We start from the raw sequence: 15949 nt of genomic DNA, 5'->3' as shown, positions 1-15949 counted from the left end.
GTCCATGTCGATGCGGCCAGTTTCCTTATCGACTTCGTACTGCACGAAGTTGTAGAGCATGCCGGAGAAGTTCACCGGATGACCGTGAGAAAGGTGTCCACCGTGGTCAAGCTTGAGGCCGAGGACCTTGTCGCCCGGTTTGAGAACGGCGAAGTACACGGCAGCGTTAGCCGGAGAACCGGAAAGCGGCTGGATGTTCACATGGTCGCAACCAAAGAGCTTCTTGCAACGATCGATAGCGAGAGCTTCCATTTCGTCGATAACTTCGTTACCACCGTAGTAGCGCTTGCCAACGTAACCTTCACTGTACTTGTTGGTGAGCACAGAACCCATGGCTTCCATCACAGCCTTGGAAGTGTAGTTTTCAGAAGCGATAAGTTCGATGCCATATTCCTGGCGTTCGGCTTCTTCCTGGATGATGTTATAGATTTCCGGATCGGTCTGTTGCAATGTAGATTTAAGCATTATAGCTCCTTTAAAGTTCGCGTCCCAAATATAGCTTTTTTAGACGAGAGACGAGGGACGAGAGACGAGAGACGAAAGATTTTGAACCAAACATGCTTGAATACGAAAGATTTTTTGTCTATACACGCACGAAGTGCCATTATTTCTCTTTCGTCTTCAGTCTATAGGCTCGAAGAGCCGTTCTTTCGTCTATAAATTTCTACCGGGGGCCGGATTCATTCCTGACACGGACGGCAAGTTCAGCGTCGGCATCATCAACGGTCACTTTGTATTCCGGCTTAAACACCAAAGCATCCTGTGTATTTTCGCCACCACGGCTAAACATGTTGTCGAACGCATAGGCAAAACCGCGTGTTGCCGCATCTGGCGAACCATCCTCGTTTTCAAGACGATAGACCGCAATCGGATTCTCAATATTAAACACATTACTTTCTACATAGCATTGAGCAGAATCCGTACATTCAACCCCCGCCATTTTCACGTCATAGAAGAAGTTGTTATAAGCGTGCAATTTTCCGTGACGGGCAAGCACTCCGCGAGCTTCCATATTCGCAAAGTAATTGTGATGAAGCGTAAGCGTCTGCAACGAATCCACAACGATGTCCGGTTCAAGCCCAAAGAGAATGCCCGTCTGCGCATTTTCAAAGCGGTTCCACGAAAGCGTCACCGCATACGAGCTTCGCTTTATATCCAGTTCAATCAACGGATATTCCTCGAACAAGCAGTGATCCACCCAAACGTGGTGCGTCAAGTTGTGGATCGAAAGCGCCCGGCGGCTCGTCGTGTCTTGAGCGGTAATGCTAGGAGATGTAAATGTCAAGTTTTCGAAAATGAGATTCGAAGATTCATTTGTCAAAATGCCCATTCCCGCAATGCGGATATTGCGTCCTCGCCCATCAATGGTTTTGTTTGACTTTATCCGCAACGGCGCATACAAGATATACTTTCCACTTTTTTCAAACAAGATCCACATCGCACCATCTTTTTCAGCGCATTCGCGGAGCGATCCCGCCGCAGCAACGTATGATTTTACAGGGTTCCCCAAAGAATCGACCTTGCTGGAATCGACAACTTCAACGTAATCATCTGTCGTGGTCACCATGCAAATTTCGCCCTTGGCTTTCTTGATTTTTCCCGTACTGTCTGCGACGCCCGCAGCGCCCAACGTTCCCGTAGCAAAACCGTTCAGTTCTTTAAGCAGCGACTCATGAGCGCTCCAATCGCCTTCGGGATATTCACTTGCAACGGATTTTTTCGAAGTCACGACTTTGATGTTCGCATCCGCATCCGAGACATCGACAAACAAAGTATCGCCAGCAGCCGCTTGCACTTTAGCGGAATAAACTTCGGACGGTTCACCAATCTGGACATCAAAACTGCCCGCCGGGAGAGAGTCAATCACAAAATGTCCCGCGCTATCCGGCACAACATATCGTTCCAGCCCCGCGACACGAACCACAGGAGCATTCTCACCCAGCACGACAAAACCCTCGATAGATGAAAGCTCGCCCAGCTTGAGCGTATCGACTTTGGAATCAGACTTTGCTTCAAGAGCAACAAAATGCACGGCTCCCGAAGCTTTATCATCACTCACGTTTCGAGCTTCAATAGTGTAGCGGCCATTGCTAACTTCAAACGAAACTTGCCCATCCTCATCTGTTTCATTCCAAGCATTTTCCGCAAGGCCGCTAGAAAGGTAATCATTCGGCAAAATGCGAACGCGAGCCATCGATGCAGGCTTTCCTTCTGCCGTTTGTACAAACAAGGCAATTGTCGATTCCGCTTCCGTGCCTCCAGCAACTTTGTTGTCACCGCACGAAGCAAGCAGAACAAACAAGCTCATCAAAGCCAAAACGCGGGCATAAGCAACCATCATCCACTTATTATTCATGATTGCACTCCTTTGCCTCGGCAGTTTCTTTTAAAACGCGAGCATCCTGACATCCTGCAATTTCGCAAGAAGTATCCATTGAGGTAGCGTTCAAGCCACCGTCATCCGCAATACTCCCGTTTGCAGGAGACGTCTGAATTTCGGCACCGCGAATTCTGCGTTTGCGGCCTCGGCGTTGCGGTGGCGGATACGGGTCCGAAAGCGGGAAAAGCTGCATCCCCAGCTGGAACACACGATTCGGTTTTTTGCATTGTCCGACTTTCGCGAGGATTTCACGGCGGAAGCGGCGAACCATTTCGACAAGTTCGCTGTAAGTTTCTTCGTCACAGCCAAACGCGAGCGTCGAAAGATTGCGTTCGCTGCGGTCAAAGCGGTCCATCGCCGTCTGCGCGACATCCAAATTCTGCTGGATGTAAGCGTTTACCGCCGTGCTGTACGATTCCGTGCCGCTTGAAACAAGCCCCTGCGTTTGTTCATAAAAACCAGTAACTTCATTTTTCTTAATCATCGAGAGGCGTTCCAAAAGCGCAATCGACGATTTCACCTGACTTGCAGAAATTGGCGGACGCACCATAAGGCCTAATGCAGCAGCATCGCCCACGTACGGATAAAACGTCACCAGTTCGCGAACTACCGCATGATACCAATGATCAAAATATTCGAACTGATCCTTCGCCAGATTCTCAACTTTGCATTCCTTGGTCGCTACAAGCTTTTCCAAGAATTGACGGCTCTCAGTATGCGTCTTTGCCTGGTTAAACGAAACCATGTTGGCAAAGTAATACTTTTCACGTTCGTCACTGCAAAAAATGGACGCAAAAATCTCGACCATCCTTTCGGTCAAGTTACGCTTGCCCTGCAAAATCTTATTGAACATCGAAGAATCGAACCCCGCCTTATCCGCAATATAACGATGGCTAAAACGCCAATCGCGTGCGTGGCGCTCTTCGTAAGCGTCTTTCAGAAATTCGCGATAGTTCAGATATTCAAAGATGTTAATCATGATGAGGTATGAGGTCGCTCGTAAAATCGCTTTGAGGCATGAGGTTAGTGCAGTGGTTAGTGGTTAGTGGTTAGTGATTAGGATTTATGAATTAAGAATTAAGAATTAAAAATTAAGAGTTAAAATTTCATTTTTAATTTTATTTTCATCTTTAATTTTTCATTTCTTTCGTCTCTCGTCTATAGACCGCAGGCCGTTCTTTCGTCTAAATACAATATACATTTTTGTCCACAGTTCCGCAAATTTAAAGTCCACATTAATTTATAAAAACGATAACTCCGACGCAGAAACTACAGTGAAACAGAACGGGTTCAATTTTTAAAAACTGAAATAGTTCCCTTTGGGCAACTTTTTCAAGTCTTCGCGATTGTTCACATTTTGCAATTTCTGCCCGAGAGCGTTGACGGTAAAGCCACTCTTTCGAGGAGACAATGCAGGCTTTTTAGCCGCAAGCGAAGTCCTTTGATTATTTTTTTCACGAACAGCCTTGCAACCCGTGCGATAGACATCCTTCATGTCAAACGCAATCATATCCACGTTCGGGCCACCATCTGCCGTAGCCGACTGCAAAATCACCTTGAAGTCCAGTGCATCGACCCATACGTTATCGACATAGACCGTATCCCACTTGTCCCAACTTCCGGTTGACGGGAACACGACATCATACGTACCGTTATCCACGGTGATTTTCATGTCGCGGCTTGACGAACCGCTAAACGCATAACGGATCATCATGCGGGCATGCTCTGCCGACTGGTCCGATGTCACCATGTACGTCGCCTTGCTATAAGCGGAATTGTCGAGGTTAAAGAAACCACCGCCAGTATAGCCTTCATGGTTACTTTCTGTCCAGCCATCGCCCATTTCAGGGTTCGACATATCAATCACGGACGGCCACGCATCAGTGCCAGCATCGAGCGAACAAAGTCCTTCTGCAAGTTCCGTAACTGCGACACTGCTCGAACTTTCCGGTCCTCCCGAAGATGAGCTATTCGCCGTGCCGCTTTCTTCGGAGCCGTGTGCAATTGGCGTGCATGCAGCACCGCCCTTGAACATCGCCGTATAAGTGATATCACGAGCCTTTGTCTTGAACCCGTAATAAATCATCTTGTTCGAAAGTTCCTTACAATCGTCATCGACCCACTTTTCAAACGTCTGGCCGTTCGGTGTCACGCGAAGCGTCATCGGAGAACCCGCCGGGAAATACTGCGTTTGCGTAATGAGGCCATTGTAATTCGAAAGATTCGTTTTAACTTTAATTGTATAGCGTTTCTTGATTGAAGAAACAAGCGTCGTGAGCGCAGTCTTCGCTTCTGCAGAAAGATTCGTGTTATTCTTGAGATTGTCTTCAAGTTCTTCGCAAATCATTTGGGCATGGCCCATCGAGCCCATTTCCTGGAAGTGCGTCGTACCGTCGTTCACGCCATCGGGGTAATTCGGGTATTCGCCTTTTTCAAGTTTTTTGTAAAGGTAACGGGTCACGTAATCGCCCATGCCTTTGTACGTATTGTTATACGTGTTGTACGACTTCATGTTCAAATCGACAAACGGAATCTTGTTGTTCTTTGCAACCGTCTGCATCATGCCACGGGCATCGTAGTTGTTGCTGCCCGTCGAGAACACGTTGCGGCTTCCGTTCAAGTTCATCGGCGAAATGAGAATGACGTTCACACCCTTCTTTTTGCCAGCATCTACATATTTTTGAATGTATCCCGGAAAGTCCTTGGGATCCACATAGCGTGCGGCCTTGCTGTAGTCACGGTCGTTATGGCCAAACTGCACAAAGAGGAAATCGCCCTTTTGGGCCGACTGCAACGCACCATCCAAGCGACCTTCTTCAATAAAGGTTCTGGAGCTGCGACCGCCAAGAGCCGCATTGTTCACCTTGACGCGTGCACCATCGAAGAAGTAGCCGATAACCTGGCCCCAGCCTGTTTGCGGATAAACGTTATCCTTGTACGTCTGCACGGTCGAATCGCCCACGACATGAATCGTGAAACTCGTAGAATCGCTCACGGCGACACCCGTGAACACAGAAGCAGCAAGGAGATACTTTAGTATAGATTTCATAATAAACCCTTCAGCTTTGAGGTATGAGGTCGCAACCTTCGGTTGCTTCGAGGCGTGAGGAACAAGTTAATCAGGAATTCGGAATTATGAATTATTTAGACAGGCGGTTTTGCCGCGATTATTTTCAATTCCGAATTCTTAACTCCTAATTCCGAATTATTACCGCACCTTCGCCCATGTCGTGGCGTAATTCGTTTTACCTTGGCGGACCATCACTCGATAAAGCCCATTTGCACGCACGATAGAGGATAAATCAACATCGCCGGTCTGTACCGCTTTACGCACCACCATGCGACCGCTCATATCGAATACAGTTACTTCGGCACGCTCCGTCAGCGAGAGCACATCGCCGCGAAGTTTCACGCCTGCATTTGCAACAACGCCATTCAGCTTCGTCGTCGTGCAATCAATGCCTACACGGCAAACGCCCTCTACGCTGAACCCAAAAGCATCCAGGTTCGGAGCGCCATCGTTTGTCACCGACATGAACTTGAGTTCGGCTTCACCCTGCGGGGCATCCAGAACCACATAAGCGGTATCCCACTTGTCCCAGCCACCCGTCGGAGGAGCACTCAGATAGTAGTCATGGTCAAGATAAGCGTTGAACATGCGATCCGAAGAACCGCCATTCGCATAACGCACGGCGAGCGTCACATTGCCCGCGCCGGGGAACTTCACCTTATAGCTAGCGTAGGATTCGCTTGTATTGTCCAAGTTGTAGTAACCTTCGCCAGTAAATCCGGTCCACTCGTTTTGTGTCCAACCGATTCCCGCAGCATCCGGTTTGCTCGCATCAAAAAATTTCTTGATGTCCTTATCAATTTGAGTCGTCGTTTCCTGACTGCCTTCCATCGGAGTAAACGGCACAAAAGTCACGTCATCGAGGCTCTTCGGAGTCGTTGTCGGGAACGCGGTCAAAGCCTTTCCATCACCGGTATATTTTACAGCGGAGCCGCCTTCATACACGGCGGTGAACTGCGTCGATGCACTCCCCATCTTGAATGTATGGATGTACGGAGATTTCACGTTGGAACGGCTCGGAGCGCCAACCTTGTTGCCGTTACCATCATACCAGCCCAAGAACTTCTTGCCTGACTTCGGAATGGTTTTCAGCATGACGGTCATCCCCTGCGGATAATACGCATTGAGAGATGTCGCTTCTGCGGCCCCTTCCGGGCTGACCTTGACATCCACTTGGTACATGGGAGCCATGTAGTCGCCAAGCTTTTTGACAATCGGATCCTTGTGGGCACGCATCTGTTCGGTGATGATACGGCCAAAGGCGTTCGCGCCGTTCATCTGCAAATGCACCTGGTCCGTCTGGTCGCTGCCCAAATTGCTGTATTCCGCCTTCGTGGCATAGTTAAAAATAAACTGAGCGGCATAGCGTTCACCTACAGAAATCATGTAGTTTGCAACCATTTCGCTCATGTCGATAAACGGAACATTAAGTTCAGTCGCAAGCTTCTGATTCAACGCCGGGTAGCCACGATAGCTGTTATGGATTTGCGTCGGAGAATCGTAGTACAGACGACGTATCGGACTCATGATGATAGGATTTGCGCCCTTCGCGCGGACATCGGCCACCATCTTTTTCATGTTGGAGGCGAAAAAGTCTTCTGTACTGTAGTTCACGTCATTGATGCCGAACTGGATAACAACGTAATCGCCGGCTTGAAGTTTATCAGCAATGCAGTTGCCGTTAGAACAGCCCTTCTTGAAGAACATGTCGTAGTAGCCAACAGCCGTGCCACCTTACTTGTCCTTGCTGCCGCCACCCAGCGACATGCCTCCCTGGCCGCGGTTCACGACCGCAGCCTTGTTCACGTCGAACCAGAAATGAAAATCCTGTCCTTGCCCCTGCTTGGGGTAGTAACCTTCCGCCCAATCCTGCATGGTGGAGTCACCGCACATATAGATGGTAACTTTCGCCATCGCAAGCGGTGTGGCGATCATCGAAGCGATAACGGCAGATTGCCAAATTTTGCTAAACACGCCCATAGAAAACCTCTTTAGGTAACAGGTCTTAGGTTATAGGCTTTAGGTATATAAATCACGCACTTCGTGCCTATTTATCAAAACGGCAACGCCGCGATTTTTCCTAAAACCGAACTCCTAATACCTAATACCTAATTTTTAAACACTCCTGTTTGCACAAACTTTCCGTCAAGTTTCACTTTCACAAAATACGATCCTTTCGGAAGAGATTCACCACCAGCAGCCATCTCGTTAGAACCGGCAGAAACATACTTCGAGATGCCCATGCGCATCGCACCCGAGAGGTCGTAGAAATAGACTTCGGCAAATCCGGCACTCGGAGTGAACAAGACTCCCGTCGATAAATCGAAGTGCACACCACCCTTAAACGGAATAACAGGATTCACGGTCCGCTGTTGTGTTCCATCGTAAAGTTCAACACCGTCGATGCCGAACGTGAACATATCGACATTCGGGCCACCATCGCTTGTCATAGAGGACAACTTAATCGTATTCACGCCCGCGTTCAGTTTTACATCGATTTTAGCATCTGCATACGTAGTCCAGCCCGTAGCCGGGAAGCTAATCGACCCCGCCGATTTGCCATTGACCTGCACCGACATGTTACGGTCAGCGGTTCCGCCATTGGCGTAGCGGATCGTAAGCGTCGTCTTGGCTTCGGTCTGCGAGAATATTTCCCAAACGCCATAGCTCGCAAGCGAATTATCGAAATTATAATAACCGTTCACAAGGAATCCCGCGTTTTCGTTTTGCGTCCAGCCAACGCCTTCCTTCGGCGTAGAAGCATCCAGTTCAGACTTTCCGTTGTTCACAACTGGAGTCGTATCCTTGGGCACAACCACATTCTCGCCAACAACGTAAATATCGGGAGCCGTAAGGTTTTTCACGGCATCCGGCAAGTAATAACCGATGTGCGGCGGCTGGTTATAAGCGGTATTCTGCCAGGCAATCGCCACGCGGTAAGTCGCATCGTGCATCAGCGTATAGACGCGATGTTCGCTTGCAACCGGAGTCGAAATGATGTACATCGTCGTCGGGTCTTTTTCAGAACGCACCACAAGTTCTTCGCGCCAGTCGCCAAAGAGGTCTGCCACGAGACTCGGCGTATTCTTGGTGCCGTTGCAGCCGGCAGCACCGAGAGCAGCCCCACCATCAAAATAGACATTCGATTTTTTGGCCTTGGAATCAAACTTTGTTACATACGTGCCATCCAAGAGTTCGTCATAAACATCGCCGTCAAAGTAAATGCGGAAATTCTGGGAAACTGCAGGCGAACCGATTTTTTTGCCTGACGCGGTTTTCATGCCACCGCCTTTCGCCGACCAGACTTCGTAACCGCGGTATTCGGAATCGATATCGGCCGCCATGCCACGACCGTTATCCACGCCGGGATTCGGCTGCGGCGTACCCCAATAAACCTTGCCATCGGCGCCGCGCATTTCTTCGGTGTACTGGGCGTTCGTATGTTCATGCACGTCCCAGAATTCCATGCCCGGATGATCCGGGTCGAGGTCGCCCAAATGGCCCGCATCACCATGCCCGAGCTGCGTGCTAAAGCGCAGCGTTCCATCATGGTTCAACGTTGCACCACCGAACACGATTTCGTCGTAACCGTCGCCATCAATATCGCCCACGGCAATGTTATGGTTACCCTGTTCGTAAAGGCCCTTGCCCGGATCTTCGGACTTGTGGTACCAACGCTGTTTCAAAGTTTTTCCGTCAAAGTCGTATGCAACAACGTAAGAGGCGCTGTAGTATCCGCGAATAAAGACGGCACTCGGATGCACGCCGTCGAGATAGGCGGTCGCCGCAATGTAGCGTTCGCAGCGGTTGCCGTAGTTGTCACCCCAGTAACCCTTGCCGTTCTTGCCTTTCTCATGCTTGTTGATGTTCCTGCTCGGCACATAGTCAATTGTCGTAATTGCCGCACCGTCAACGCCGCGGAACACCGTCAAATATTCAGGACCCTTGAGGATAATGCCGTTACCATCGCGATGATCCGCAGACTTGTCGCCAATCGCCTTGCCAGTACCGTCAATCGTACCATCGGCGGTCTTCACGATCATCTCGGCCTTGCCGTCGCCATCGTAGTCAAATACCTGGAACTGCGTGTAGTGTGCACCGGCACGGATGTTCTTGCCGAGGTCGATACGCCAAAGCCTCGTGCCGTCGAGTTTGTACGCATCGATAAACACCGTACCCGTATAACCCGTCTGCGAGTTATCGTGAGCGTTCGATGGATCCCATTTCAAAATGAGTTCATATTCGCCGTCGCCATCAAGGTCGGCAGCACTCATATCGTTCGGAGTGTATGTGCACTTTTCGCCGTTGGGCATCGTTTGCGCAGCAGGCACTTCGAGTTTAAGAGTCTTGTACGGAAAGGAATTTCCGCTATTCGAAACAGTCTTGTCCAAAACGAGAGACAAAGGCGATTTCGCCTGTTCTTTGCCATCAACTACGGCCGCGACTTCATACTTGGATGTCGTTTTTCCGCTCTTGTCCAAGTAGTTTGTGCCCGCGTTTTTCGCAATAGAGGCAATCTTTGAGCCATCGCGGTAAAGATTAAACTCCGTTGCAGGGTCATCCGTACCGAGCAGGCGCCAGCTAACCAGCACTCCGCTGCCCACATTGGATACGACAAGACCGCGCGTCAAGTTTTCCATTTGACGGGGGGCCGCAAAAGAAGGAACGGCCAAGCCAACAGCGAGCACCGAACTTGCGAAAAAAGTCCTAAAATTTCGGTTATATCCCATATACAACGCTCCTAACGATGTTAAAAACCAAACCGATGTTCCAACTTAATATAATCTATTTTTTTATAAAAAGTCCACATTGCACAATATATTTTTTACTTTCACCTATATTTGATACGCAAAAAGTCCACAATTGATATTATATAAAAGTCCACATTTCTCTTTCAATCATGCAGTTGCAATTACATTTACAGTTAAAAATTGCGTGATAAAAATCACAAAGGCTAATCCTTTACTATATTTAGCTCGAGTATGCCGCAGTGGTGGGAAAAATTTTCTTGGGAATGGTTGTTCGATAATATCGCAGCACGTTCTCCAACATTTGTAAAAATCATGATTGTCACTGGAAAGTCGTTCTTTTACTATCACGGAACGACTCGTGCGGCTGCATTGACTTATACGACACTTGTGGCAGTCGTCCCGCTCCTTATCATGCTCACCTCGATTTCTTTGGCGGTCGGGTTCGGAACCTTCATTTCGGACTACCTTCCTATCGTGCTCGACATGCTCAATCTGGACTGGCCCACCGAGCAAATCATGGCCATCGTAGAAAACGCAGAACATATCCCCATCGGTAAACTCGGAATTATCGGTGCAGCAGGTCTTTTCGTCACCTTCATTCTCTCGTTCGGCAGCCTGGAAACGAACTTCAACGTAGTCTGGGAAAACAAGACTTCAAGAACATTGCTTCGTCAAGTCAAAGTCTATACGCCGTTCCTCCTCGTCGGTGCTGCTATCGTCGGGATGTTCGCCGGATTCGTGAATCACGTGCAAGACGTGCTCACCAAAATTATCGTTGACGGTTTCCACTTTTCACCCGAAGTGATCAAGGCCTTGATTTCCGCCTTCTGGTACTCCACGTACCACATCGCGCTGCTCGTCGTCATTTTCTTGATGCTCTACGCTCTCCCGGCACGTCCCAACGGACACAAGCCTTACACCCGCAAAAAGCTGTTCTTGGCATCGATGCTTTCGACTTTGATTTGCTGGCTCGCGATAAACATCTACGTCAAAATATTGATGCTCATCCAGACGACGATGGTCACGCGTATGTCCATTTTCTACGGATCGCTTGCTTTTATTCCACTATTCCTCTTCTTGCTCTTTGGGGTTTGGTCCATTATCTTGTGTGGCAACAGTCTCGTGTGGACGATTTGCCACTGGCCAGCGGTCAGCACAAAGAACTGGAGATGGGAAGGCAACACGGACGAACTATGAAGAAAAAATTTTTGGCAACACTCCTCATGGCAATGGCACTTGCCGTAAATTCCCACGCAAAACTCCAGGGGTCTGACGATTTCAAGCCCAAGGAAGAAACTCCGTCCAACTGGAGTGCTCTCATTGGCGTGAGCGGCGGAAACTCCTTGATTGCCCGAGACGGAACCATTTTCATGAACATCCGCATCGGTGTTGCGTTGAATCCCTACATCAGCTTGGGAGCATTCAGTTCATCCATCCTGAGCAATGTGCAAAACCCCAAAGTTCACCATTCGCAAATGATCGACTACCATGCCTTTGGCGTATTTGTCGAACCCACCGTTTTCCGTAATGGTATTTTCTCTATTTCTCTCCCCGTGAGCATCGGCGGCGGCGAAGTGGACTTTATGGACAAGGGCGACGAAGACGGATTCAAAGCCGACGACGGATTTTTCACCGCAGACTTTTCTGCGCAGTTCAATTTCCGCATTACAAAATTGCTCGAAGTTTCCATTGGCGGCGGCTACAGGCTGTTCGCAGGAATCGAAGAAAACAACCTCCAGAACAAAGACTTTCGCACTCCGTTCGGCGAGCTGAGATTTACGTTTAAAGAATTTTAGGGGCAGCGGAGCCGCAGTAGGCAGTAGGAAGTAGACAGTAGACGGGAGGCAGTAAGAAGATAGTTCCTGTCATCCTGAGGCAAAGCCGAAGGATCCAGTAAAGTCTTGAATAGCAAAAAAAGTAACTGGATTCCTCACCATGTTCGGAATGACGACAGAATTTTTGCGTCATGAACAGTGAAAAACGTGAAGGATCCAGTAAAGTTTCTCTTCGCGAAAATCTAATGGAACTAGAATCGCCCGGCAGCGAGTGAACTGCGCGGGCTTTTTTACGCGATAAAAAATCAGTCCGGCGCAATAAAGAAAAATTCCTGCAAAGACTTGCAGGGTTTTACAGTCAGGAAATTTTTTGCAAGAATGCAAAATCCTAGGCTCGGAATTGCAAACGTATGCGTTCGCGCTTCACTCGCCTTACGAATTATTCAGTTGCGAGTAGAGCAAAAAAAGAAACTCCCGCGAACGGGAGTCCCTATAAAATTCTGGATTGAGATTGCCACGGACACAGAGTGTCCTCGCAATGACACGGGAGCCGAGAGCTGCGAACAAGCTTGCTTGTTCATTGCCGAGGCGAACCAGTCATGTGCCTAGCACAATGACACGGGAGCCAAAAGCAGAAAACAAGCTAACTTGTTCATTGCCGAGGCGAACCTGTCATGTGCCTAGCACAATAACAACCTTATTACTTATCTGTCAAAACAGCGACGCCCGGAAGCACCTTGCCTTCGAGGAGTTCGAGGGAAGCGCCACCACCCGTAGAGGTGTGGGTCACCTTCTTGTCGGCGCCGTACTTCTTGGCAGCCGTAGCGGTATCGCCACCACCGATCACGGTGATTGCGCCAGCAGCGGTAGCTTCGACGATAGCGTCAGCCATAGCCTTGGTAGCCTTTTCGAAGGCTTCGAATTCGAACACACCTGCAGGGCCGTTCCAAACGATGGTCTTTGCGGACTTGATAGCGTTCACGAAGAGCTTGGTGGATTCAGCGCCCACATCGAGGCCCATCCAGCCAGCCGGAATGCCTTCGGCGTCAGAGACAGCCTTCGTGGCAGCGTCGGCAGCGAACTTGTCAGCAGCGATGTAGTCAACCGGGAGGATGATTTCCTTGCCGGCAGCCTTGGCCTTGGCCATCAGATCCGGAACGAGCTTGGCGCCTTCTTCGTCAAACAAAGAAGAACCGATTTCGATGTTGTTGAGAACCTTCTTGAAGGTGAAAGCCATGCCACCGCCGATGATGATCTTGTCGGCCTTGTCGAGGAGGTTGTTGATGAGCTGGATCTTGTCAGCGACCTTTGCACCGCCGAGGATGGCGAGGAACGGACGCGGAGGATTGTTGAGCACCTGGTCGAATGCCTTGAGTTCCTTGTTCATGAGGAAACCGGCGGCACGCTGCGGGAGTTCAACACCAGTCATGGAAGAGTGGTCGCGGTGAGCGGTACCGAAAGCGTCGTTCACATAAACGTCAGCGAGCTTGGTGAGGCTTGCGCGGAATGCCTTGACGGCTTCCTTGTCGGCCTTTTCCTTAGTTTCGGTGCCATCGGCGTTCTTGATCTTCCTCTTGCCTTCTTCTTCGATGTGGAAGCGGAGGTTTTCGAGGAGGATGATTTCACCCGGCTTGATAGCGGCGCAGGCAGCTTCAACTTCCGGACCCACGCAGTCAGCGAGGAACTTCACCGGCTTCTTGATGAGTTCTTCGAGCTTCTTCGCTACCGGAGCGAGGGTATATTTCATGTTCTTTTCACCATTCGGGCGTCCCAAGTGGGAAGCGAGCACGACGGCTGCACCCTTGTCGAGAGCGTACTGGATGGTCGGGAGAGCGGCTTCGATACGCTTGGTGTTGGTGATTTCGCCAGTCACCTTGTCCTGCGGAACGTTGAAGTCAACACGGATGAACACGCGCTTGCCGGCGAGTTCGAGATCTTCGATAGAAAGCTTTGCCATTATAGCAATCCTCTTTTTAGGGTTAAAATTTTACGCAGGGAAATATAGTAAAAGGCGAGAGACGCGACCAACGAAGTTGGGCATGGCCGAGCCGATTGGTTGGGACTTGAGCTAAGCGATAAATGCGTAAGGCGAATATTGCGGCAAAAAACTTGTTTTTTGACATAATTGAGCCTAGCATTTAGCACATGTGCAAAGTCCAAAGACGAGAGATTTTTTCAATGGAAAAGCAAGGGGATGAAGATAAAAAGAGGATGATGTCCTACAAGCCCCCGGATGTCCCGCATATTGTAAACTGTTGTTTACAAACAAATCATTTTTCATGGCTATTTTAACTATTCCCCCTCCATTTTTCATTAAATTATGTGATAAAACATTGTAAAAAAATTATATAATTCATTATTGCTAAATTTTTTTATATATTTCCAAAAAAATTGGTACACTCGGAGTATTACGATGAAGCGTTCTTTTTTATTGGCCATTTGCCTTTCCGCCGCTGCAGCATTCGCTGGAGCTTATGACATCAGTGATTTTACTGCCAAAGATGCAGTATCTTCGGATAATCAGATTTTTGCCGATAACGGCGGTAGCCCGCTGAGCACAGCAACAGTCGATCAGGCAACCAACGTTCCTGCCGGCAACATTGTTCTTCGCCAGAAATTCTCTCACGAATCCGGCATTAACGTCTATCAGCTTTACATGGGCACCAAGGGCGATGTTTCTTCCTTGACCGCTTTGGGCATTCCTGGAGGCACGGCTTACAGTGATGTCATCAAGGCAAAATTCTATGAACGTCGTGGCATGAAGCCGGGTGACGATCTTGAAAAGGTTTACTTCGATGGCAAGTCCGTATATGTTCCGGGTCTCACAACAGCCATCGCAGTCGTCAAGGGCGTTCCCGTAGAATTGAAGGCCGAAGCTCCTGCAACAACTGAAGCCGCAGCTAGCGATGCCCCGAAAAAGGTTTGCGAAGATGAATTCGACATGTCTTGCGATGATGATATCGACACCTACAAGAACAAAAGCAACGTAGATGTTTCTGGCGACCTGAGCAATACAAATTCTCGTGCCGATGCTCGCGATTATTCCGCAGCCGCAGCAGCTCAGGATGTCAAAGATCGTTTCGGTATCGCTGACGAAGTTCGTTTCTGGAGTGCTGTTGCACTCTCCGCCGTTGCAGCAGGCAGTGCAGTCATCGGTGTTCTCCAGCAGAAGAAATCCAGCGAAGCTAACGACGCCAATAAGAAACTTAAAGACCTTCAAGACGTCGTTGATAAAAAAATTGTTACCGCATGTAGAGATTTTAGCAATCCTGATGCCTGCATCAACTACTTCAAAACAACAAACAATCCCCAAGCCTTCAGCGCAGAAAACTGGACTTATGCACAACTCCAGAATAGAATCAAAACGAACAACGACACAAGAGATTCCTACGCCATGGGCCGCAATATTTGGTTCGGCGTCACAGCAATTTCTTTGACAACAGCAATCGTGTTGTTCGCATGGTAATGGAAAAAGGGCGAATCCGACTCAAAGACATTCAATTTGACTGCATCGTTGGCATACTTCCATACGAACGCACAAACGAACAACCAGTCATCTTGAACCTCACTCTTTGGTTGGACTTCGCACAAGCAGCAAAGACTGAAGATTTAAACGAATCTATCGACTATGCAAAGCTGGCGGAAGAACTGAAAGGGTTCATCCGCCTTTCTTGTTTCAAGCTCGTCGAAACGCTTGTTGTGAAAACTGCAGAATACGTGTTGGAGCATTATCCCAAAGCCGACGCAGTAGAAGCATCCGTCGTAAAACCCCAAGCCGTCCCCGGCTGCTTAGGCGCAGAAGCAAGCGTGAAGATTCGTAGGCAGTAGGCAGTAGGCAGTAGGCAGTAGGAAGTAGGCAGTAGGAAGTAGGAAGTAGGCAGTAGGCAGTAGGAAGTAGGCAGTAGGAAGTAGGCAGTAGGAAGTAGGCAGTAGGCAGTAGGAAGTAGGCAGTAGGAAGTAGGAAGTAGGAAGT

The 15949-nt window shown here is 49.1% G+C and carries 11 protein-coding genes and 1 pseudogene; 4 read left to right on the top strand and 8 right to left on the bottom strand.

Annotation, left to right across the window (positions count from 1 at the left end):
• The 7 genes and pseudogenes from IKG78_RS10965 to IKG78_RS10935 form a co-directional block, all read right to left on the bottom strand.
• Nucleotides 1-465: pseudogene (locus IKG78_RS10965) on the bottom strand (serine hydroxymethyltransferase); the annotation flags it as partial.
• Between the two features lie 199 nt (nt 466-664).
• Nucleotides 665-2356, bottom strand: coding sequence for a right-handed parallel beta-helix repeat-containing protein (locus tag IKG78_RS10960; protein WP_290943315.1), 1692 nt, complete (start codon nt 2354-2356; stop codon nt 665-667).
• Nucleotides 2349-3359, bottom strand: coding sequence for a TIGR02147 family protein (locus IKG78_RS10955; protein WP_290943313.1), 1011 nt, complete (start codon nt 3357-3359; stop codon nt 2349-2351). The genes IKG78_RS10960 and IKG78_RS10955 overlap by 8 nt, the downstream gene beginning before the upstream one ends.
• A 318-nt stretch (nt 3360-3677) precedes the next feature.
• The gene (locus tag IKG78_RS10950) at nt 3678-5429 is read right to left on the bottom strand and encodes a GDSL-type esterase/lipase family protein (protein WP_290943311.1); all 1752 of its coding nucleotides are present in this window, start codon (nt 5427-5429) and stop codon (nt 3678-3680) included.
• Nucleotides 5430-5588: 159 nt separating this feature from the next.
• Entirely contained in the window at nt 5589-7157 is a 1569-nt protein-coding gene (locus IKG78_RS10945) for a GDSL-type esterase/lipase family protein (protein ID WP_290943308.1), read from the bottom strand.
• 27 nt (nt 7158-7184) lie between these two features.
• Complete coding sequence (locus IKG78_RS10940; protein ID WP_290943306.1) at nt 7185-7430, bottom strand: hypothetical protein; 246 nt, start codon at nt 7428-7430, stop codon at nt 7185-7187.
• A gap of 128 nt (nt 7431-7558) precedes the next feature.
• Nucleotides 7559-10180: a hypothetical protein gene (locus IKG78_RS10935; RefSeq protein ID WP_290943304.1), complete on the bottom strand. Its 2622-nt coding sequence runs from the start codon at nt 10178-10180 to the stop codon at nt 7559-7561.
• 252 nt (nt 10181-10432) lie between these two features.
• On the opposite strand from IKG78_RS10935, the gene IKG78_RS10930 reads away from it, so the two are divergent.
• Both IKG78_RS10930 and IKG78_RS10925 read left to right on the top strand, forming a co-directional pair.
• Nucleotides 10433-11398, top strand: coding sequence for a YihY/virulence factor BrkB family protein (locus IKG78_RS10930; protein ID WP_290943302.1), 966 nt, complete (start codon nt 10433-10435; stop codon nt 11396-11398).
• Nucleotides 11395-11997: a hypothetical protein gene (locus tag IKG78_RS10925; protein ID WP_290943300.1), complete on the top strand. Its 603-nt coding sequence runs from the start codon at nt 11395-11397 to the stop codon at nt 11995-11997. Before IKG78_RS10930 ends, IKG78_RS10925 begins: the two co-directional genes overlap by 4 nt.
• A gap of 679 nt (nt 11998-12676) precedes the next feature.
• On the opposite strand, the gene pgk is transcribed toward IKG78_RS10925, so the two are convergent.
• Nucleotides 12677-13933 (bottom strand): phosphoglycerate kinase, encoded by a 1257-nt coding sequence (gene pgk / locus IKG78_RS10920; protein ID WP_283428372.1) that lies wholly within the window; start codon nt 13931-13933, stop codon nt 12677-12679.
• Nucleotides 13934-14389: 456 nt separating this feature from the next.
• On the opposite strand from pgk, the gene IKG78_RS10915 reads away from it, so the two are divergent.
• Nucleotides 14390-15442 (top strand): hypothetical protein, encoded by a 1053-nt coding sequence (locus IKG78_RS10915; RefSeq protein WP_290943295.1) that lies wholly within the window; start codon nt 14390-14392, stop codon nt 15440-15442.
• Nucleotides 15436-15804 (top strand): dihydroneopterin aldolase, encoded by a 369-nt coding sequence (gene folB, locus IKG78_RS10910; RefSeq protein WP_290943293.1) that lies wholly within the window; start codon nt 15436-15438, stop codon nt 15802-15804. The genes IKG78_RS10915 and folB overlap by 7 nt, the downstream gene beginning before the upstream one ends.
• The last annotated feature ends 145 nt before the right edge of the window (nt 15805-15949 follow it).

The sequence above is a fragment of the Fibrobacter sp. genome (assembly GCF_017545445.1).
Taxonomy (GTDB): domain Bacteria; phylum Fibrobacterota; class Fibrobacteria; order Fibrobacterales; family Fibrobacteraceae; genus Fibrobacter.
This window is presented reverse-complemented; position numbering and strand designations above follow the sequence as displayed.

Bases quoted from the DNA above. Each gene is read 5' to 3' on its own strand.
- IKG78_RS10960 (WP_290943315.1), bottom strand. From the start codon at position 2,356: ATGAATAATAAGTGGATGATGGTTGCTTATGCCCGCGTTTTGGCTTTG.
- IKG78_RS10955 (WP_290943313.1), bottom strand. From the start codon at position 3,359: ATGATTAACATCTTTGAATATCTGAACTATCGCGAATTTCTGAAAGAC.
- IKG78_RS10950 (WP_290943311.1), bottom strand. From the start codon at position 5,429: ATGAAATCTATACTAAAGTATCTCCTTGCTGCTTCTGTGTTCACGGGT.
- IKG78_RS10945 (WP_290943308.1), bottom strand. From the start codon at position 7,157: ATGTTCTTCAAGAAGGGCTGTTCTAACGGCAACTGCATTGCTGATAAA.
- IKG78_RS10940 (WP_290943306.1), bottom strand. From the start codon at position 7,430: ATGGGCGTGTTTAGCAAAATTTGGCAATCTGCCGTTATCGCTTCGATG.
- IKG78_RS10935 (WP_290943304.1), bottom strand. From the start codon at position 10,180: ATGGGATATAACCGAAATTTTAGGACTTTTTTCGCAAGTTCGGTGCTC.
- IKG78_RS10930 (WP_290943302.1), top strand. From the start codon at position 10,433: ATGCCGCAGTGGTGGGAAAAATTTTCTTGGGAATGGTTGTTCGATAAT.
- IKG78_RS10925 (WP_290943300.1), top strand. From the start codon at position 11,395: ATGAAGAAAAAATTTTTGGCAACACTCCTCATGGCAATGGCACTTGCC.
- pgk (WP_283428372.1), bottom strand. From the start codon at position 13,933: ATGGCAAAGCTTTCTATCGAAGATCTCGAACTCGCCGGCAAGCGCGTG.
- IKG78_RS10915 (WP_290943295.1), top strand. From the start codon at position 14,390: ATGAAGCGTTCTTTTTTATTGGCCATTTGCCTTTCCGCCGCTGCAGCA.
- folB (WP_290943293.1), top strand. From the start codon at position 15,436: ATGGTAATGGAAAAAGGGCGAATCCGACTCAAAGACATTCAATTTGAC.